Source organism: Streptomyces sp. BRA346, assembly GCF_052851135.1.
Map to the genome: position 1 here is coordinate 77,171 of NZ_JAIWIH010000035.1, position 17,738 is coordinate 94,908.

General features: G+C 71.7%; 19 protein-coding genes. 11 read left to right on the plus strand and 8 right to left on the minus strand.

The annotated features are described in order from the left end of the window. Positions 1 to 57: 57 nt before the first annotated feature. The gene (locus LCH29_RS32720; RefSeq protein WP_446465315.1) at positions 58 to 1,458 is read right to left on the minus strand and encodes a hypothetical protein; all 1,401 of its coding nucleotides are present in this window, start codon (positions 1,456 to 1,458) and stop codon (positions 58 to 60) included. Between the two features lie 289 nt (positions 1,459 to 1,747). Here LCH29_RS32720 and LCH29_RS32725 point away from each other — a divergent pair, with 289 nt between their 5' ends. From LCH29_RS32725 to uppS, 5 genes are all read left to right on the plus strand, one after another. Then, positions 1,748 to 2,614 carry a helix-turn-helix domain-containing protein gene (locus LCH29_RS32725; protein ID WP_446465316.1) on the plus strand — a complete coding sequence of 289 codons (867 nt, stop codon included), beginning with the start codon at positions 1,748 to 1,750 and terminating at the stop codon, positions 2,612 to 2,614. Beyond that, a complete protein-coding gene (locus LCH29_RS32730; RefSeq protein ID WP_123100881.1) occupies positions 2,614 to 2,853 on the plus strand; it encodes a DUF397 domain-containing protein in 240 nt (79 codons plus the stop codon). Before LCH29_RS32725 ends, LCH29_RS32730 begins: the two co-directional genes overlap by 1 nt. Before the next feature lie 225 nt (positions 2,854 to 3,078). After that, the gene (locus tag LCH29_RS32735) at positions 3,079 to 3,690 is read left to right on the plus strand and encodes a hypothetical protein (protein ID WP_446465317.1); all 612 of its coding nucleotides are present in this window, start codon (positions 3,079 to 3,081) and stop codon (positions 3,688 to 3,690) included. A 65-nt stretch (positions 3,691 to 3,755) separates the two neighbouring features. Next, positions 3,756 to 4,574 (plus strand): SAM-dependent methyltransferase, encoded by an 819-nt coding sequence (locus LCH29_RS32740; RefSeq protein WP_446465318.1) that lies wholly within the window; start codon positions 3,756 to 3,758, stop codon positions 4,572 to 4,574. A gap of 114 nt (positions 4,575 to 4,688) precedes the next feature. Further along, positions 4,689 to 5,507 carry a polyprenyl diphosphate synthase gene (gene uppS / locus LCH29_RS32745; RefSeq protein ID WP_446465319.1) on the plus strand — a complete coding sequence of 273 codons (819 nt, stop codon included), beginning with the start codon at positions 4,689 to 4,691 and terminating at the stop codon, positions 5,505 to 5,507. Between the two features lie 16 nt (positions 5,508 to 5,523). Here the strand turns inward: uppS and LCH29_RS32750 are convergent, their stop codons facing one another. Beyond that, a complete protein-coding gene (locus LCH29_RS32750; RefSeq protein WP_446465320.1) occupies positions 5,524 to 6,750 on the minus strand; it encodes an acyl-CoA dehydrogenase family protein in 1,227 nt (408 codons plus the stop codon). Between the two features lie 181 nt (positions 6,751 to 6,931). On the opposite strand from LCH29_RS32750, the gene LCH29_RS32755 reads away from it, so the two are divergent. Further along, positions 6,932 to 7,591, plus strand: a complete 660-nt coding sequence (locus tag LCH29_RS32755; protein ID WP_446465321.1) for a TetR family transcriptional regulator — start codon at positions 6,932 to 6,934, stop codon at positions 7,589 to 7,591. Between the two features lie 10 nt (positions 7,592 to 7,601). Here LCH29_RS32755 and def read toward each other — a convergent pair whose 3' ends face one another. Next, on the minus strand, positions 7,602 to 8,150 hold the full coding sequence (gene def / locus LCH29_RS32760; RefSeq protein ID WP_446465322.1) for a peptide deformylase: 549 nt from the start codon (positions 8,148 to 8,150) through the stop codon (positions 7,602 to 7,604). Positions 8,151 to 8,326: 176 nt separating this feature from the next. On the opposite strand from def, the gene LCH29_RS32765 reads away from it, so the two are divergent. From LCH29_RS32765 to LCH29_RS32785, 5 genes are all read left to right on the plus strand, one after another. Further along, entirely contained in the window at positions 8,327 to 9,565 is a 1,239-nt protein-coding gene (locus tag LCH29_RS32765; protein ID WP_446465323.1) for a MurT ligase domain-containing protein, read from the plus strand. A gap of 23 nt (positions 9,566 to 9,588) precedes the next feature. Further along, positions 9,589 to 10,329, plus strand: a complete 741-nt coding sequence (locus tag LCH29_RS32770; RefSeq protein WP_446465324.1) for a type 1 glutamine amidotransferase — start codon at positions 9,589 to 9,591, stop codon at positions 10,327 to 10,329. Positions 10,330 to 10,586: 257 nt separating this feature from the next. After that, positions 10,587 to 11,612 (plus strand): 6-phosphofructokinase, encoded by a 1,026-nt coding sequence (locus LCH29_RS32775; protein WP_446465325.1) that lies wholly within the window; start codon positions 10,587 to 10,589, stop codon positions 11,610 to 11,612. A gap of 57 nt (positions 11,613 to 11,669) precedes the next feature. After that, the gene (locus LCH29_RS32780) at positions 11,670 to 12,620 is read left to right on the plus strand and encodes a cytochrome c oxidase assembly protein (protein ID WP_446465326.1); all 951 of its coding nucleotides are present in this window, start codon (positions 11,670 to 11,672) and stop codon (positions 12,618 to 12,620) included. Positions 12,621 to 12,738: 118 nt separating this feature from the next. After that, positions 12,739 to 12,891 carry a hypothetical protein gene (locus LCH29_RS32785; protein WP_179932627.1) on the plus strand — a complete coding sequence of 51 codons (153 nt, stop codon included), beginning with the start codon at positions 12,739 to 12,741 and terminating at the stop codon, positions 12,889 to 12,891. A gap of 176 nt (positions 12,892 to 13,067) precedes the next feature. On the opposite strand, the gene LCH29_RS32790 is transcribed toward LCH29_RS32785, so the two are convergent. The 5 genes from LCH29_RS32790 to LCH29_RS32810 are packed head-to-tail and all read right to left on the minus strand — an operon-like array spanning position 13,068 to position 17,428. Further along, positions 13,068 to 14,498, minus strand: a complete 1,431-nt coding sequence (locus LCH29_RS32790) for a cytochrome P450 (protein ID WP_446465327.1) — start codon at positions 14,496 to 14,498, stop codon at positions 13,068 to 13,070. Beyond that, positions 14,495 to 15,118 carry a GTP-binding protein gene (locus LCH29_RS32795; RefSeq protein ID WP_446465328.1) on the minus strand — a complete coding sequence of 208 codons (624 nt, stop codon included), beginning with the start codon at positions 15,116 to 15,118 and terminating at the stop codon, positions 14,495 to 14,497. Before LCH29_RS32795 ends, LCH29_RS32790 begins: the two co-directional genes overlap by 4 nt. Further along, entirely contained in the window at positions 15,099 to 15,458 is a 360-nt protein-coding gene (locus tag LCH29_RS32800) for a DUF742 domain-containing protein (protein ID WP_446465329.1), read from the minus strand. Before LCH29_RS32800 ends, LCH29_RS32795 begins: the two co-directional genes overlap by 20 nt. Beyond that, the gene (locus LCH29_RS32805) at positions 15,455 to 15,841 is read right to left on the minus strand and encodes a roadblock/LC7 domain-containing protein (RefSeq protein WP_184503146.1); all 387 of its coding nucleotides are present in this window, start codon (positions 15,839 to 15,841) and stop codon (positions 15,455 to 15,457) included. The genes LCH29_RS32800 and LCH29_RS32805 overlap by 4 nt, the downstream gene beginning before the upstream one ends. A gap of 24 nt (positions 15,842 to 15,865) precedes the next feature. Further along, positions 15,866 to 17,428 (minus strand): sensor histidine kinase, encoded by a 1,563-nt coding sequence (locus LCH29_RS32810; RefSeq protein ID WP_446465330.1) that lies wholly within the window; start codon positions 17,426 to 17,428, stop codon positions 15,866 to 15,868. Positions 17,429 to 17,738: the final 310 nt, after the last annotated feature.

A 17,738-nucleotide genomic window follows, 5' to 3' on the forward strand; every position in this document is an offset into this window, starting at 1 on the left:
GCGACAGCCCCCCGGTCCCCCGCTCCGGGGGCCCACCGCGCCCGCCGCACGCCGCTATCAGGCCGCGGAGCCGAGCACCGCCCGCGAGCGGTGCTCGAAGTCCCGCACCATGGGCTCGCCCCGCCGGGGCCGCAGCCGGGAGCGGAAGTCGCGCAGCGCCTGGATCGAGCGCTCGCTGTGCACCCCGCTGAGGGTGTCCAGCGCCTCGCCCGCGGTGCCGATGGCCTCGTCCAGCCGGTTCTGCTGGAGGTAGGCCGTGGCGAGGACGGAGCGGCTGATGGCCTGGCGGCGGCGCCGGTCGGCGTTGGCGCGCACCGACTCGGCGGCGGAGTTCTCGGCCTCCGCCGCGTTCCCCAGGTCCCGGAAGCACAGGGCCGCCTCGGCCGCCAGATAGTGGTGGTCCAGGAAGCGCACCCAGGGCGACTCCTGCTCGGCACCCCGGCTCGCCTCCAGCTGGGCGTCGGCGGCGCGCAGCGACTTGGACGCCTCCCGGGGCTGGTCGAGCGCCGCATGGCCGCGGGCGGCCATGGCGTGCAGCCGCATCAGGCCGAGCGGGCTGCCCGCGTGCTTGGCGGTGGCGACGCCGACCCGGGCCAGCTCGACCCCCGCCTCCGGCTGGCCGAGGTTGGTGGACAGATGGGACAGCCCGGCCAGGATCTGACCGCCGAGCACCCGGTCGCCGCCCTCGGCGCACAGCCGCAGCGCCTGGGTCATATAGCGCTGGGCCAGGCCGTATTCGGCGTTGTCGTAGGAACTCCAGCCCGCCATCGCGGCCAGCTTGGCGGCCGCGGTGAACAGCTGGCGCCGCTCGTGCGGCGGCGCGCCGCGCTGCTGGAGCATGGGCACGACCTCGGTCGACAGATAGAGCACGATGCTGGCGCGGACCTGGCCGCCGCCGAAGCGGTTGTCCATCTCGTCGAACATGCTGATGGCCGCGTGGACCTGCTCGACCCGGCCGCCATCGGCCGCGGAGGAGAGCCGGGGGGTGTCCTGGTTCTCGACCAGCCACAGCAGCCATTCGCGCTGCGGGGTCACCAGGGCTCCGGCGACGAAGGGCACCGCACCCAGCAGGCTGCGGCGGGAGATATCGGTGGAGCCGAGTTCGGCGAGCGTGTGCAAGGTCTCTGCTACGTCCTCCCGGTAGGCCAGCGCTCTGGCGACGACGGGGCGCTGACGGTCGGCGATGAAGCCGAGCTCGGCGGGCGCCAGCGGCCGGCCGAGCCGGTGGGAGAGCACGGCGGCGATCAGTTCCGGCGTGTTGCCGCGCGGCTGGCCGCCCTGCAACCAGCGGGTGACGGACGCCTTGTCGTAGTTCGACTCGTGTCCCTGTCTGCGGCCCAGTTCGTTGACCCGGTGCGCCAACGAGGCGTAGGAGCACCCGGATTCCTTGAGGGCCGCGGCCAACGCCGCGTTGGCCTGGGCGCCCTGGCGCCCGCTTCCCGGCTGTGCGCCCGGCATCACCGTAACCCTCCCCGGCACGCGCCACGGAGGTGTACGGGATCCCCGCCGCGCGGCGCCGCACTCATCGGCTGTGTCAACGACGTTGTGGACAAAGGAGGTTGGGAGCCTCCGCCGTGGAGGGTGAGATGGGTCACCCGCTCACTATGCGTGGTGAGTCACTCACCCCGCAACCTTCGTTCTGATAATTTCAGAACGATCCGCATAGCTCTGTCTGTGTCGTCGGGCTCGTGGCACACTGTCCAGGCACACCGTGCAGGCATATGACAGCCCTTCAGGGAGGCGGGACGTGAGCGAGGCACGGCCGAGCGGCGCCGCCCCCACCGTCTTACGCAGGGTCCTCGGCAAGCGATTGCGGCACCTGCGCGAGCGGGCCCAGGTTTCCTTCGAAGAGGCAGCTCAGGCCATCGAAGTGACCCCGCTGACGGTGCGTCGGATGGAGAAGGCGGAAGTCGGCCTCAAGATCCCGTACGTCAAGGAACTGCTGCGGAATTACGGCGTCCGGGGACCCGAGATCGAGAGCTTCCTCGCCCTCGCCCGGGAGGCCAACCAGCCCGGCTGGTGGCATCAGTTCCGGGACGTACTGCCCGACTGGTTCAGTGCGTATGTCAGCTTGGAGAGCGAGGCCACCGTCATCCGAGCGTACGAGCCGCACTACGTCCCCGGGCTGCTCCAGACGGAGGACTACGCCCGGGCGGTGCTGCGCATCGGCTTCCCCAACGACACCGAGGAGGAGCTGGAGCGCCGGATCGCGCTGCGCCTCCAGCGGCAGAGCCTGCTCACCAAGCCGGACGCGCCGATCATGTGGGCCATCCTCGACGAAACCGTGCTGCGCCGGCCCGTCGGCCCCAGCGAGGTGATGCGGGACCAGATCGACTACATCATCGACACCCTGTCGATGCCGAAGGTCCGGCTCCAGATCATGCGCTTCGCGTCCGGGCCGCACCCCGGGGCCTTCGGCCCCTTCCACTACTTCCGCTTCGGGTTCTCCGAACTGCCCGATGTCGTCTACACCGAGAGCCTCACCGGCGCGGTCTACGTGGACCGACCGAAGGAGGTCGGGGCGTATCTGGAGGTCCTGGACCGGATGGCCGTCCAGGCGGACCCGATCGGCGATACCAGCACCATCCTGGCCGAACTGCGTAAGGAGCTGTGATGACAGACCCCGTCTACACCGGGATGCCGGCCACCGACCTGGGCACGGAGGGCTGGGAAAAGCCCTGGAGCGGGTCCAACGGAGGCACCTGCATCGAGGCCAAGCGGCTGGAGGACGGCCGGGTGGCCCTCCGCCAGTCCACCGACCCGGGCGGCCCCGCCCTGATCTACACCCGCTCCGAGGTCGCCTCCTTCCTGGAGGCCGCCAAGGCGGGCGACGCCGACTTCCTCATCGCCTAGCCCGTTGCCCAGGGGGTGCCCCGCCGCCCCGGCTGCCCCCGGAAGCGCGCCGGGCGCACCCCCTGACGGGCCACGATTCGAAAACCACTACGGTCGCACAACCGCACAACCCCGCAGCGCACTCCCACCCCCGCCACCCCGCCACGCACACTGAAGGCGCCGTGGCGGGCGGCTGTGTCGTCCCTCCATCCAATCCGGGTCGCTCCGGAACGACGGGAAGACGGGATGAAGCTCCAGCATGCGTATCCACAGCGGCGCACACTGATCGTCGAGGGCTGTGACGGCGTCCGCCGGGACGGGCTGCTGTCCCGGCTCGCGGACCGGCACGGCTTCGCCGTCACCCGCGCCTCCCCCGACCTCCCGCACGTGGACCCGGTCCGCCCCTACCGCGAGCTGCTCCAGCACCAGGGATCGCTCGCCGTGGACGCGGGGCTGGTCGGCGAGCTGGTCTACGGACCGCTGCGGCGCGGGCACTCCCGGGTCACCTGGATCCAGGCGTTCGACTTCGCGGAGGCGGTGGCCGAGCGCGACGGGCTGTTCGTCCACGTCACCGCGCCCGCGGCCGTGCTGGAGGACCGGCTGGCCGCGGGCGGTGCGGAGGCCGCGGACCTCGCGGAGATCGACGCCGCGCTGACCGGCTTCGACCAGGCCTTCCGGACCCTCGCCCAGCACGCCCCGGTGGTCACGGTCGACGAGGAACCGCCGATGGACCCCGGTTCCGGACCCGGCGCGGAGCCGGGCCCCGGCGAGACTCCGGTGACGCTCGAAACGGCCTCCTTCGCCCGCCGCCTGCCACGGATTCGCTCACCCGTCCGCCGCTACGCCGGGAATCGCTGAACTCCCGGGCGCAGTGGGTAAGTTGGAGCCTCTCACAGGCATGACGCACGGCAGGAGAAGTCCCGATGACCAACGGCTCGTCCACCCCCGGCCCCGCCCAGCAGGCATGGTCGAGGATCGACACCACCGTGCCGCACTCGGCCCGGATCTGGAACTACTGGATGGGCGGCAAGGACAACTACGAGGTCGACCGGATCGCCGGCGACCAGTACCGGGAGGTCGCCCCGAACATCGAGGTCATGGCCCGCGCCTCGCGCGCGTACCTGATCCGCACCGTCACCCATGTGGCGGGCGAGTGCGGGATCCGCCAGTTCCTGGACATCGGCACCGGGCTGCCCACCTACGACAACACCCACCAGGTCGCCCAGCGGATGGCGCCCGAGGCCCGGATCGTCTACGTCGACAACGACCCCCTGGTGCTCCGGCACGCGCAGGCGCTGCTCACCAGCACCCCCGAGGGCGTGACCGACTACATCGACGCCGATCTGCACGAGCCGGAGCGGATCCTGGAGATGGCGGCCAAGACGCTGGACTTCGACCGGCCCGTCGCCCTGATGCTGATGGGCATCCTCGGGCACATCCAGGACTACGACGAGGCGGTGTCGATCGTCCGCCGGTTGCAGGAGGCCCTGCCCTCCGGCAGCTACTTCGTGCACTACGACAGCACCGACACCGACCAGGCGCTCAAGGAGGCCCAGCAGGGCTACGACGACACCGGTGCCGTTCCGTACGTGCTGCGCGGCCTGGAAGAGATCAGCCGCTTCTACGACGGGCTGGAGCTGATCGAACCGGGTATCGTCTCGTGTCCGCTGTGGCGGCCCGGGCCGTCCGAGACGCCCATCGAGACGACGGACGTGCACGGGGGTGTCGCGCGGAAGCCATGACCGCGGCCGCCGCGGTGCCGACCAAACGAATGGTTCGGCCACCGGGCAGGTAACCCGCGGCCCGCCCCGTCGTCAGACACGGCACCGGGGAAGCCGAGGCGGAGGGACGCGCGGGTGTTCGAGGTCGGAGCCTGGAGGGTGCCCTCGGTGAAGCGGCTGCTGAGGGCGTCCGTCACCGCGTCCGGATCCGACGCGCCCGCCGTCGTACGGCAGCGCCGCGGCTCCCGGGAGGAGGCCCCGGCGATGCCCCGGCACCTCGCCATCATCATGGACGGCAACGGCCGCTGGGCCGCTCTGCGCGGCCTCTCCCGCACCCGGGGCCATGAGGCGGGGGTGCTGGCGCTGCCGCGGGTGGTGGACACGGCGCTGGAGGAGGGCGTCGAGCATCTGTCGCTGTTCTTCTTCTCCACCGAGAACTGGAACCGGCCGCGCGCCGAGGTGGCCGCCCTCATGCGGCTCACCGCCCAGCTGGCCGACGTCTTCCGCGCGTACGGCGAGCGCGGCGTACGGCTGCGCTGGCTCGGCTCCGAGGCCCGGCTCCCCCGCGCCACCCTGGCCGCCCTGCGCCGGGCCGAGGCCGAGACGGCGGGCAACCGCGCGATGACGCTCGCGTTCTGCTTCAACCACGGCGGGCGGGAGGAGATCGCCCGCGCGGCGACCTCGCTGGCGCGGGCCTCGGCGGACGGGGCGCTGGACCCGGGCCTGATCGACGAGGCGCTGTTCACCCGGCACCTGCCGCACGGCGACCTCCCGGACATCGACATGCTGGTGCGGACGTCCGGGGAGCAGCGGATCTCGAACTTCATGCTGTGGCGTGCGGCCTACGCGGAGCTGTTCTTCGTGGACACGCTGTGGCCGGACTTCACCGCGGAGGAACTGCGCGGCCTGCTGGCGGCGTTCGCGGGGCGCAAACGCCGCTTCGGCGCGAGGTGACGTACGGGAGGATCCGCTAGCGGATCGGGACCCCGGAGAGCGTACGGGCGATGACCAGGCGCTGGATCTCGCTCGTGCCCTCGAAGATGGTGTAGATCGCGGCATCGCGGTGCATGCGCTCGACCGGGTATTCGCGGGTGAAGCCGTTGCCACCGAGGATCTGGACCGCCTGGGCGGTGACCGTCTTGGCGGTTTCGCTCGCGAACAGCTTGGACATGGAGCCCTCGGCCGAGTCGAAGGGCTTGCCGTTCACGGCCATCCAGGAGGCCCGCCACACCAGCAGGCGCGAGGCGTCGATCCGGGTGCGCATGTCGGCGAGCTGGAAGGCGACGCCCTGGTTGTCGATGACGGGGCGCCCGAACTGCTGCCGGGTCTTGGCGTAGTCCAGCGCGACCTCGTACGCGGCGCGGGCGGTGCCGACGGCCATGGCGCCGACGGCCGGGCGGGACGCCTCGAAGGTGGCCATCGCGGCGTTCTTCAGCCGCTCGCCGCCCGCCGTGGCCCGCTCGCGGGCCCGGGCGAGGCGTTCGTCCAGCTTCTCCTTGCCGCCGAGGAGGCAGCTGCCGGGCACCCGTACGTCGTCGAGGACCACCTCGGCGGTGTGCGAGGCGCGGATGCCGTGCTTCTTGAACTTCTGGCCCTGGGACAGTCCGGGGGTGTCCGGCGGGATGATGAAGGACGCGTGGCCCTTGGAGCCGAGGTCGGGGTCGACGGCCGCGACGACGACGTGGACGCTCGCGATGCCGCCGTTGGTGGCCCAGGTCTTGGTGCCGTTGATGACCCACTCGTCCTTGGCCTCGTCGTAGACGGCCCGGGTGCGCATGGCGGAGACGTCGGAGCCCGCGTCGGGCTCGGAGGAGCAGAAGGCGGCGACCTTCACGTCATTGGCGTCGCCGTACATCTGCGGGATCCAGGTGCCGATCTGCTCCTCGGTGCCGTTGGCGAGCACGCCGACGGCGGCCAGGCCGGTGCCGACGATGGACAGGGCGATCCCCGCGTCGCCCCAGAACAGCTCCTCCATGGCCATGGGGATGCCGAGGCCGGTGGGGTCGAAGTACTGCTGGGCGTAGAAGTCCAGGGAGTACAGGCCGATCTTGGCCGCCTCCTGGATAATCGGCCAGGGGGTTTCCTCGCGCTCGTCCCATTCCGCGGCGGCGGGGCGCATGACGTCCGCGGCGAAGCCGTGGATCCACTCACGCACTGCCTTCTGATCATCGTTGAGTTCGAACGAGAACTCCGCCATGGCCCCTCCACCTGCCGCGCCTGCTGTTACCGTAGGTAACAGCAGTCTGTTACTGGTCAGTAGGCGATGTCAACTCCACGGCCGTGCGATCACCTTGCCCCGGCCGGGTGTTACGTTGCGCAGATACGCGGTGCCCATTCATGTAACGCGTGAACACGTCAGGGGGCGGGGAGGCCACGTCATGGAGACCGGGACCAGCCAGCGCGAGGACCAGCAGCAGGAGGCCGCCGCACGGCGCCGCAAGGAGTTGCTGGAGGCCGCCGACCGGGTGGTGCTGCGCGACGGCCCCGAGGCCTCGATGAACGCGATCGCCGCCGAGGCGGGCATCACCAAGCCCATTCTGTACCGGCATTTCGGCGACAAGGGAGGGCTCTACCGGGCCCTCGCGGTGCGCCACACCGACGCCCTGCTCGCCTCGCTGCGCAAGGCCCTGGACGCCCCCGCGCCCGACCGCCGCGGACGGGTGGCGGCCACCCTGGACACCTATCTGGCGGCGATCGAGGCCCGGCCCCAGGTGTACCGCTTCCTGATGCACCCGGCCGACCAGGGCCAGCAGCAGGAGCAGGGCTTCGACGTGGGCCACCACTCCGCGCCGCTGCTGCGCCGCATGGGCGACGAGCTGGCCAAGGTCATCGCCGACCGGGTCGAACTCGGCCCCGGCGGCGAGGAGGTGGCCCGGATCTGGGGCCATGGGATCGTCGGCATGATGCACGCCGCGGGCGACTGGTGGCTGCGGGAACGGCCCTGCTCGCGCGAGCGGTTGGTGCACCACCTCACCGATCTGCTGTGGGGGCGGCTGGCCCTGGTGGACGACCGCGCCGGCGCCCCCGGGCTGTTCTGAGACCCCGGGCTCACGCCCGCCCGCGCGCCCACGGCGCGCGGCGGGCCGCCCACAGCACCCGGCGCCGCCGCACGCCCCCCAGCCGGTCCAGGAAGAGCCCGCCGTCCAGGTGGTCGCATTCGTGCTGGAGGCAGCGGGCGAAGAAGCCGCTGCCCTCGACGCGCACCGGCTCCCCGGTCACCGTCACGCCCTCCACCACCGCGCGGTCGAACCGCGGGGTGCCCGACTCGATGCCCGGCAGCGACAGACAGCCCTCGGTGCCCCGCACGGTCACCCCGTCGGCCTCCGCGAGCCGCGGGTTGACCACGTGCCCCAGATGACGCCGGTCCTCGTCGTCCGGGCAGTCGTACACGAAGACCCGCAGCCCCACGCCGATCTGGTTGGCGGCAAGACCGACCCCGCTCGCCGCGTACATCGTGGCGAACAGGTCCTCGACCAGCCGGGCGAGCGCCGCGTCGAAGTCCGTGACCTCCTCGCAGGGCGCGCGCAGCGCCTGATCACCGAGCAGCCGCAGGGGCCGTACCGTCCCCCGGCTCCCCGGGATCGCGCCGTTTCGCATGGCAGCCAAGCGTACGGTCCCCCCGAAGGGCCGACGGAATTCGGGACAGCGCCCGGATCTCGATAGGCTGATCCCCGACCGTGGCCTCCCGGCTGGCGATTCGGCGCGGAGGGGGCGTACCACCGGTGCCTCGGGGGGCAGGTGCGGCGCCGGTATGCGAGGAGGATCGAGAGACGATGGCAGGCAATTCAGAGCCGCTGTCGCCACGTGCCAAGCTGGCCGTGACGGCGGGCAGGGCCGCGGCGGCGGTGTCGAAGGCCGCGGGCCGCGGCAGCGGATCGGTGATCGGCGGCAAGGTGGCCCTGCGCCTCGACCCCGATCTGCTCGGCAGGCTGGCGCACCACCTGGACGTGATCCTGGTGTCGGCGACCAACGGCAAGACCACGACGACCCGGCTGATCGCCGAGGCGCTGCGGGCCGCGGGCCCGGTGGTCTCCAACGCGCTCGGGGCCAACATGCCCGCGGGCATCACCTCGGCGCTGGCGGGCGGCTCCGACGCCCGGTACGGCGTGATCGAGGTCGACGAGAAGTACCTCGCCGGGGTGGCGCGCGACACCGAGCCCAAGGCCATCGCGCTGCTCAACCTCTCGCGCGACCAGCTCGACCGGGCCGCCGAGACCCGGATGCTCGCCGAGAAGTGGCGGGAGGGCCTGGCCGGTACGAAGGCCACGGTGATCGCGAACGCGGACGACCCGCTCATCGTCTGGGCCGCCTCCTCCAGCCCCAATGTGGTGTGGGTCGCCGCGGGCCAGGAGTGGAAGGACGACGCCTGGTCCTGCCCGGCGTGCGGCGGGGTGCTCCAGCGCCCCGGCGACGACTGGGTCTGCGGCGAGTGCGGCTTCCGCCGCCCGGTGCCCAGCTGGGCGCTGAACGGCGAGTACGTGCTGGACCCGCACGGCGCGGCCTGGCCGATCCACCTCCAGCTGCCCGGCCGCGCGAACAAGGCGAACGCGGCCACCTCGGCGGCCGTCGCCGCCACCTTCGGGGTGCCCCCGCAGGTCGCGCTGGAGCGGATGTACCAGGTGCAGGCGGTCGCCGGCCGCTATGACGTGGTCACCTTCCAGGAGCGCGAGCTGCGGCTGCTGCTGGCGAAGAACCCGGCCGGCTGGCTGGAGACGTTCTCGCTGATCGACCCGCCGCCCACCCCGGTGATCCTCTCGGTGAACGCGCGCGGCGCGGACGGCACCGACACCTCCTGGCTGTGGGACGTGGATTACACCCGGCTCGCCGGGCACCCGATCTGTGTGATCGGCGACCGCAAGCTGGACCTCGCGGTGCGCCTGGAGGTCGCCGGGCTCGACTTCCGGGTCTGCGCGGACGCGGACGAGGCGGTGCGGATCTCCCCGCCCGGCCGCATCGAGGTGATCGCCAACTACACCGCGTTCCAGGACCTGCGCCGCCGGGTCGGCAACTGACCCCCGTACGAGGAGACACGACGATGCGTAGCACGAGCCAGAACGGCCTGCGTCTGGTCTGGGTCTACCCCGACCTGCTGAGCACGTACGGCGACCAGGGCAACGTCCTGGTGGTGGAGCGCCGGGCGCGCCAGCGCGGGCTGGACGTCTCCCGCCTGGACGTCCGCTCCGACCAGCAGATCCCCACCTCCGGGGACATCTACCTGATCGGCGGCGGCGAGGACCGACCGCAGCGGCTGGCCGCCGAGCGGCTGATGCGGGACGGCGGGCTGAACCGCGCGATCGCCAACGGGGCGATCGTCTTCTCGGTGTGCGCCGGGTACCAGATCCTCGGCCACGAGTTCGTCAACGACCTCGGGCAGCGCCAGCAGGGCCTGGGCATGCTGGACGTGATCAGCACCCGCGGCGAGAGCGCCCGCTGCGTCGGCGATGTGCTGGCCGACATCGACGACCCGCTGGGGCTGCCGCCGCTGACCGGGTTCGAGAACCACCAGGGCGTCACCCACCTGGGACCGACCGCACGCCCCTTCGCGCGCGTCCGGTACGGCAACGGCAACGGCACGGGCGACGGCTACGAGGGCGCGTACAAGGACACCGTCTTCGGGACGTACATGCACGGCCCGGTGATGGCCCGCAACCCGCACATCGCGGACCATCTGCTGAAGCTGGCGCTCGATGTGAACGGGCTGCCGCCGGTCGACGACCAGTGGTACGAGGCGCTGCGCAACGAGCGGATCGCGGCGGCCACCGCCCAGCCCGCCTGAGCGCGTAGGGGGTGTCCGCACGGTCGCGTCGGGTCAGCCCGCGGCGTCAGGGGGCACCTCCCAGCGGTAGCTGGGGGAGCGTGCCAGGCGTCGCGGGCCCGGCGGGACTGTGCGGACACCCTCGCGGACACCCGGCGGGGAAGCGCGGTCCGCGGCGTCCGCCGCTTGTAGGGTGTCGTCGTCCAGCCGGACAGCGCGGTCCGGATGTCGCCCCCATCGCAACGGTGGGCTTTCGCAGACAGAGGGAATCACGCGCCATGCGCATCGGTGTGCTCACGTCCGGTGGGGACTGCCCCGGGCTGAACGCGGTCATCAGGTCCGTCGTCCACCGCGCCGTCGTCGACCACGGCGACGAGGTGATCGGCTTCCAGGACGGCTGGAAGGGCCTGCTGGAGTGCGACTACCGCAAGCTCGACCTGGACGCCGTGAGCGGCATCCTGGCCCTCGGCGGCACCGTCCTCGGCTCGACACGGGTGCAGCCCGCGCATCTGCGCGACGGGGTGGAGCGCGCGAAGGGCCACGTCGAGGAGCTGGGCCTGGACGCGGTCATCCCGATCGGCGGCGAGGGCACCCTGAAGGCGGCCCGGATGCTGTCGGACGCCGGGCTGCCGATCGTCGGAGTCCCGAAGACGATCGACAACGACATCGCCTCCACCGATGTGACCTTCGGCTTCGACACCGCGGTCGGCGTGGCGACCGAAGCCCTGGACCGGCTCAAGACCACCGCGGAGTCGCATCAGCGGGTGCTGATCGTCGAGGTCATGGGGCGGCACACCGGCTGGATCGCGCTGCACTCGGGCATGGCCGCGGGCGCCCACGCGATCGTCGTGCCGGAGCGCCCGTTCGACATCGAGGAGCTGGCCACGACCGTCGGGGCACGGTTCGAGGCGGGCAAGAAGTTCGCGATCGTGGTGGCCGCCGAGGGCGCCAAGCCGCGCGAGGGCACGATGGAGTACGCGGCCGGGGAACGGGACGTCTACGGCCACGAGCGGTTCGCCGGTATCGCCCGCCAGCTCTCCGTCGAACTGGAACAGCGGCTGGGGAAGGAGGCCCGGCCGGTGATCCTGGGCCATGTGCAGCGCGGCGGCACGCCGACGGCGTACGACCGGGTGCTGGCCACCCGCTTCGGCTGGCACGCCGTCGAGGCGGTGCACCGCGGCGAGTTCGGCAAGATCACGGCGCTGCGCGGTACGGACATCGTGATGGTACCGCTCGCGGACGCGGTGGAGCGGCTGAAGACGGTACCCGCCGAGCGGTACACCGAGGCCGAGTGCGTGCTGTGATCTGACCGGTTCTACGCTGGTGCGAGCACATTTCGTGCGCACTGGGAGGAGTACTGGATGGATCACGGCGGGCACGGCATGATGATGGATCTGCCGCCGTTCACGCTGTCGCGCGGATTGGCGTTCGGCGGTGATCCCTTCTTCCTCGTCGGCTGTGTGCTCGCGCTCGCCCTGTACGGCTGGGGCGCCGTGCGGCTGTGGCGGCGCGGTGACAGCTGGCCCGTGGGGCGGCTGGTGGCGTTCGTGGCGGGTGTGCTGACCGTCGTGGTCGCGATGTGCACCGGGCTGAACGACTACGGCATGGTCATGTTCAGCGTCCATATGGTCCAGCACATGATCATCAGCATGGTCTCCCCCATCCTCCTGCTGCTGGGCGCGCCGGTGACGCTGGCCCTGCGTGCCCTGCCGGCGGCCGGGCGCGGCCGCAAGGGGCCGCGGGAGCTGCTGGTCGCGCTGCTGCACAGCCGCTACATGCGGATCATCACCCATCCGGTGTTCACGATCCCGCTGTTCATCGCGAGCCTGTACGGGCTCTACTTCACGCCGCTCTTCGACTTCCTGATGGGGTCCAAGGTCGGGCACATCGCGATGATGGTCCACTTCCTCGCGGTGGGCCTGGTCTTCTTCTGGCCGATCATGGGCGTGGACCCGGGGCCGCACCGGCCGGGCTATGTGATGCGGATGCTGGAGCTGTTCGCGGGGATGCCCTTCCACGCGTTCTTCGGGATCGCGCTGATGATGGCGAGCGCGCCCATGGTCGGCACGTTCGAGCATCCGCCCGGCTCGCTGGGGATCGACGCGCTGTCCGACCAGAACGCGGCGGGCGGCATCGCCTGGGCGTTCAGCGAGGTCCCGTCGGTGATCGTGCTGGTGGCGCTGGTGTACCAGTGGTACAAGTCCGACCAGCGCCAGGCGCGGCGCGACGACCGTACGGCGGACCGCGACGGCGATCAGGAACTCGCCGCGTACAACGCCTATCTGGCGTCGCTCCAGGCCCGCGGGCGCTAGGCCCCCGCGGGCGCCAGGCACCCCCTGGCCGATACCCCACGGTCGAGAGACGATGGGGTCTCGGCCGTGGGGCCGGTGTTCCGGCCGGGGTGCCGGAACCGCCGTGAGGAGGTCGGGGATGACCGGATCTGCCAAGGGGATGACGGCGTGCGCGGTGGGTGGCCTGGTGGTGGTGACCGCCTACACCGTGTCGCTGGGGAGCAATGGCTGGCTGTGGTTCGCCTGGGTGGTGCTGGCGCTGCTGACGGTGGGGACGCTGCTGGCCCGTTGAGCGGGCCTAGGGGGTGTCCGCACAGTCCCGCCGGGCCCGCGACGCCTGGCACGCACGCTCGCTGCGTTGTCGGGCGCGTCCGAGTAGGCCCACTACGAGGACGACCCTCCGCCTTGCGATCGCACGCACCAGACGCCGCGGGCTGATCCGACGCGACTGTGCGGACACCCCCTACGTCACGCCGCGGTGCCGCGCAGCCACCGCCACAGGGACGTCCACCACGGGACGCGCGCGGTCGGGGCCGCGGTGTCGGCGGTGGCGCCTTCGTCCGCGGATAAGGCCTCGTCCTCGTCCGCGGGCACCCGGCGCGTGGGGCGCAGCTTGGGCGCGAGCAGCATGCCGGAGGTGTCCACCGGATCCGTCTCGGGCCTGCGCGGCATGAACGCGACCGGCAGCGCGACCAGATGGCGGGAGATCCACGACGCGACCCAGTTCAGCTCGGTCTCCGGCACGTCCAGCCGCAGATCGGGCAGGCGCAGCAGCAGGGTGTCGATGGCGGTGTCCGCGATGGCGCGGCCGATGTCCTGGCCGGGGCATTCGTGCGGGCCGCCGCTGAACGACAGGTGCGAGCGGTTGCCGTACATGGGCGCACCGAGGTCGGGGCGGATGGCGGGGTCGACGTTCCCGGCGGCGAGGCCGAGGAGCAGCATGTCCCCGGCCTTGATCTGCCGTCCGCCCAGTTCGGTGTCGCCGGTGGCCCAGCGGCCGGGGATCACGGTGAGCGGCGGTTCGTTCCACAGCACGTGCTCGATGGCGTCCGGCAGGGTCATGTGGCCCCCGGCCAGGGAGGCGCGGAAGCGCGGGTCGGTGAGGACCATGCGCAGCGTGTTGGCCATGAGGTTGGTGGTGGTCTCGTTGCCGGTGAGCAGGACGAGCCGCAGATGCTGGACGACCTCCTCCTCGGTCAGCTCGGAGGGGTGGCTCAGCAGCCAGGACGCGAGGTCGCTGCCGGGCTGGGTGCGCTTGCGCTCGACGAGCTGGCGGAGGGTGTCGGTGACGTACTGGTCGCTGCGCAGGGCCGTGTCGGAGCCCTTCATCAGGTCGCGGGTGGCCTCGACCAGCCGTGGGCCGTACTCGTCGGGCATGCCGAGCAGCTGGGTGAGGACGAGCATGGGCAGCCGCTGGGCGAAGCCCGTGACCAGTTCGGCCTGTCCGTCGGCGCAGAAGTCGTTGACCAGCTCGTGGGTGAAGCGGGTGATGTGGCGGCGGATGCCGCGGCGGTCGACCCGGTTCATGCTGTCGGTGAGCGCGGCGCGCAGCCGTTCGTGCTCGTCGCCGTCGGCGAAGGTGCACATGGGCTGCCAGCCGACCACGGGGAGCAGCGGCGAGTCGTCCGGGATCCGGCCCTCCCCCCAGGCGCTCCAGTACCGGGAGTCGCGGGAGAAGCGGGAGGGGGTGCGGGCGACCTCCAGGTTCTCGCGGTAGCCCAGCAGCAGCCAGGCCGGTACGTCGTCGCCGAGCCGCACCGGGGCCACCGGTCCGTGTTCGCTGCGCAGCCGCTCGTACAGGCCCATCGGGTCCTTCTCGTTCTCGGATCCGAAGAGGTCCACCACACCGGCGAGGGGGCTCCGGGCGTGGGCGGGGCACTGGTCGGGAGGAGGGGTCACGGTGTCTCCGGGGTCACGGTGGTGAGGTGTTGCAGATAGCTCACGAGGGTGAGGAGGGTGTCGCGGCTGGAGGCGCGGTCGCGGGCGTCGCAGTCGACGATGGGGACGGCGTCGGGCAGGTCCAGGGCCGCGCGCAGCTCGCCGACGGGGTGGACGGGCGCCCCGGGGAAGGCGTTGATGGCGACGACGAAGGGGACGCCCCGCTCCTCCAGCCGGCCCAGGACGTCGAAGCTGACCTCCAGCCGGCGGGTGTCGACGAGGACCACGGCGCCGAGCGCGCCCTCGAAGAGGCCGTTCCACAGGAACCAGAAGCGCTCCTGGCCGGGGGTGCCGAAGAGGTAGAGCACCAGCCGTTCGTTGAGGCTGATGCGGCCGAAGTCCATGGCCACGGTGGTCTCGGTCTTGCGTTCCACCCCGGCGATGTCGTCGACGCCGACCCCGGCCTGGGTCATCGTCTCCTCGGTGGTCAGCGGGCGGATCTCGCTCACGGCGCCGACCATCGTGGTCTTGCCGACCCCGAATCCGCCGACGATCACGATCTTGACGGCCGCGGCGGCGGAGGCCGGGAGGGTGTCCTCGGTGCGGGGTCCGACGAGCGTGTCAGAGGTTCTGTAGTCCATGCATCACCGCCTGGAGGAGTTCGGTGTCGGGCAGCACGGCGGCCGGGACCGGGGCCCGCGCCTCCACCTGGTGGTGGGCGAGCAGACCGGCGAGGAGTACGGTCACGGTGCTGACGGGCAGCGTCAGATACGCGGAGATCTCGGCCACGGAGAGCGGGAAGTGGCACATCCGCAGCACGGCGGCGGCCTCGGGCAGCATGCCCGGCTCGGGTTCGGCCCGGGCCACGATCAGGCTGACCAGTTCGATGGTGTCCGCCCGCGAGGACCGGCCGGGGCCGCCGTCGACGAGGTAGAGCCGTTCGGGGCCGCCTTCGTCGGCGCCCTTTCCGGTCCGGCTCATGGCATGCGTCCGCTGGCCCGTGGCGGGCTGCTGAGGTGTTCGCCGAGCCGGGCGACCAGGTCTCTCATGCACTGGCCCATCAGCCCGGCGTCCACGCCGTCCTCGGCGAGCACCGCGAGGTAGGAGCTGGTGCCGGCCGCCATCAGATAGAAGAAACCGCCGTCGACCTCGATGACCACCAGCCGCATCCGCCCGTCGCCGGTGGGGAATTCGGCGGCGATCGCCGTCGACAGGCTCTGGAGCCCCGCACAGGCGGCGGCCAGACGGTCGGCGGTCTCCTCGTCCGTACCGACCTGGGCCATGCACAGGCCGTCCGAGGACAGCAGGACCACGTGGCGGGTCTGCGGAACGCTCTTGGCGAGGTCCCGGAGCATCCAGTCCATGTTGAACCGCGCTTGCGTCACTTGCTACTCACCCTCATCCGAAGCGTTGTCCACGGCGTTGTCCCAGGCGCGCGGCGTATCCGACGGCGCCGCGCCGTGCGGGCCGTGCGGATGGCCGGAGGTGTCCGCCGGGTCCGCCTCACCGGACACGGCCTTGGTGAACGCGGCCAGCCACATCCCCGGCTGGACGGGCGGCTCGGCCGGTGCCGGGGGGCCCGCCGGGGCGGGCTCCGGGTCGGCCTGGATCCGGATGGGCGGGGTCACGGTCGGCATCCGGCGGCGGCGCTGGGGCAGTCCCGCGGTGTTGTGGCGGATCCCGTTGTGGTCGTGGGCGACCGGGCCGGTGGCGTTGGCGTTGTCGGGCAGCGGCGGGTAGGGCGCGGCGCGCTTGATGGGCTTGGGCGGCGGCAGCTTCTGGGCCCGGGCGATGGCACCGCCGGGGGCAGGGGTGGGACAGATGACGTCCTGCGGGACGACGAGCACCGCGCGGACGCCGCCGTACGCGGAGGGCCGCAGCGACACCTGGAACCGGTACTTGACGGCGAGTCGGCCGACCACGGCCAGGCCCAGCCGGGGCGTCTCGCCGAGGTCGTCGAGGTCGAAGCCGGTACCCGCCTGCTCCAGTACGTACTCGGCGCGCCTGCGGCTCTCCTCCGACAGGCCCACCCCGGCGTCCTCGATCTCGACCGCCACCCCGGACTGGACCTCGACCGCCGTCAGATGCACCCGCGTCTTGGGCGGGGAGTAGCGGGTGGCGTTGTCCAGCAATTCGGCCAGGGCGTGGATCAGCGGCTCCACGGACGGGCCGACGATGCCGACGTCGGCCACCGAGTGCAGATCCACCCGCCGGTATTCGAGAATGCGCGACATGGCGCCGCGCAGCACGTTGTACAGCGGCACCGGGTTGCGCCACTGGCGGCCCGGGCGGGAGCCGCCCAGCACCGAGATGCTGTCGGCGAGCCGGCCGATCAGCGCGTTGCCGTGGTCGAGGTGGAGCAGATCGCTGTAGACCTCGGGGGCGGCCCCGTGCTTGTCCTCCATGTCCCGCATGTCCATGGCCTGTTGATGGGTGATGGCCTGCACCCGGCGGGCGACGTTGACGAATGCCCGCCCTGCCGCGTCCCGCAGGTCCTCCTCGGCCCGCACGGTCTCCAGCACCGTCCGCAGGACGGCGCGGTGCGCGGACTCGAAGTCCGGGTCGAGGACGGGCGAGGGCTCGATGGTCTTCATCACGGCGTCGACCTCGGCACCGCGCTGGAGCCGCTCCACGGCCGCGGGCAGCACCTCCTGGGCCAGCCGCCGGGTCTCCACCTCCTGGTCGACCAGGCGCTGCCGGTACCCGGCGTCCTGTTCCGCGGCCCGTGCGCGCAGCCTGCCGATGAGACGTCCGCGGCGGGCGGACTCGGCCGCCGCCAGGGCCACCGCCAGCGTCGCCGCCGCGCCGCACCAGGCGACCGTCGCCCGCGCCCCGGTGGACACCACGGTCACGGCGAACGCCGCGCAGGCCGCCATCGCGGCGGGAGGAATGAGCCATACGAGCGCGGAGGCGGGCCGTCGGCCTCCAGGTGACGCGCCGGCGAAAACCATCGGCTTCCTTAAAAGCAGCGGGAGAAAATGCGTGCGAAGAACTCGCTATGAGCCCTGGAGCATAGCGGTTTGAGCACATCCCGAAATGACGATGATTTTTTCTTGGTAACGAATTCGGCGAGTGAATTCAATGAGCGCAAGAAAGCGATCGCATTCGCTCACACCCCTGGGGAATCCGAAACCCCACACCGCCAACATGCGGTGCAATTGCCACCATTACGGACAACATGTGGCGACTCGCCGGGCACGGCGGTGAGTTGTACAGTCGGCAGTTTTCCCCGGGAACGCGACGGGGGGTCGCCCGGATGGG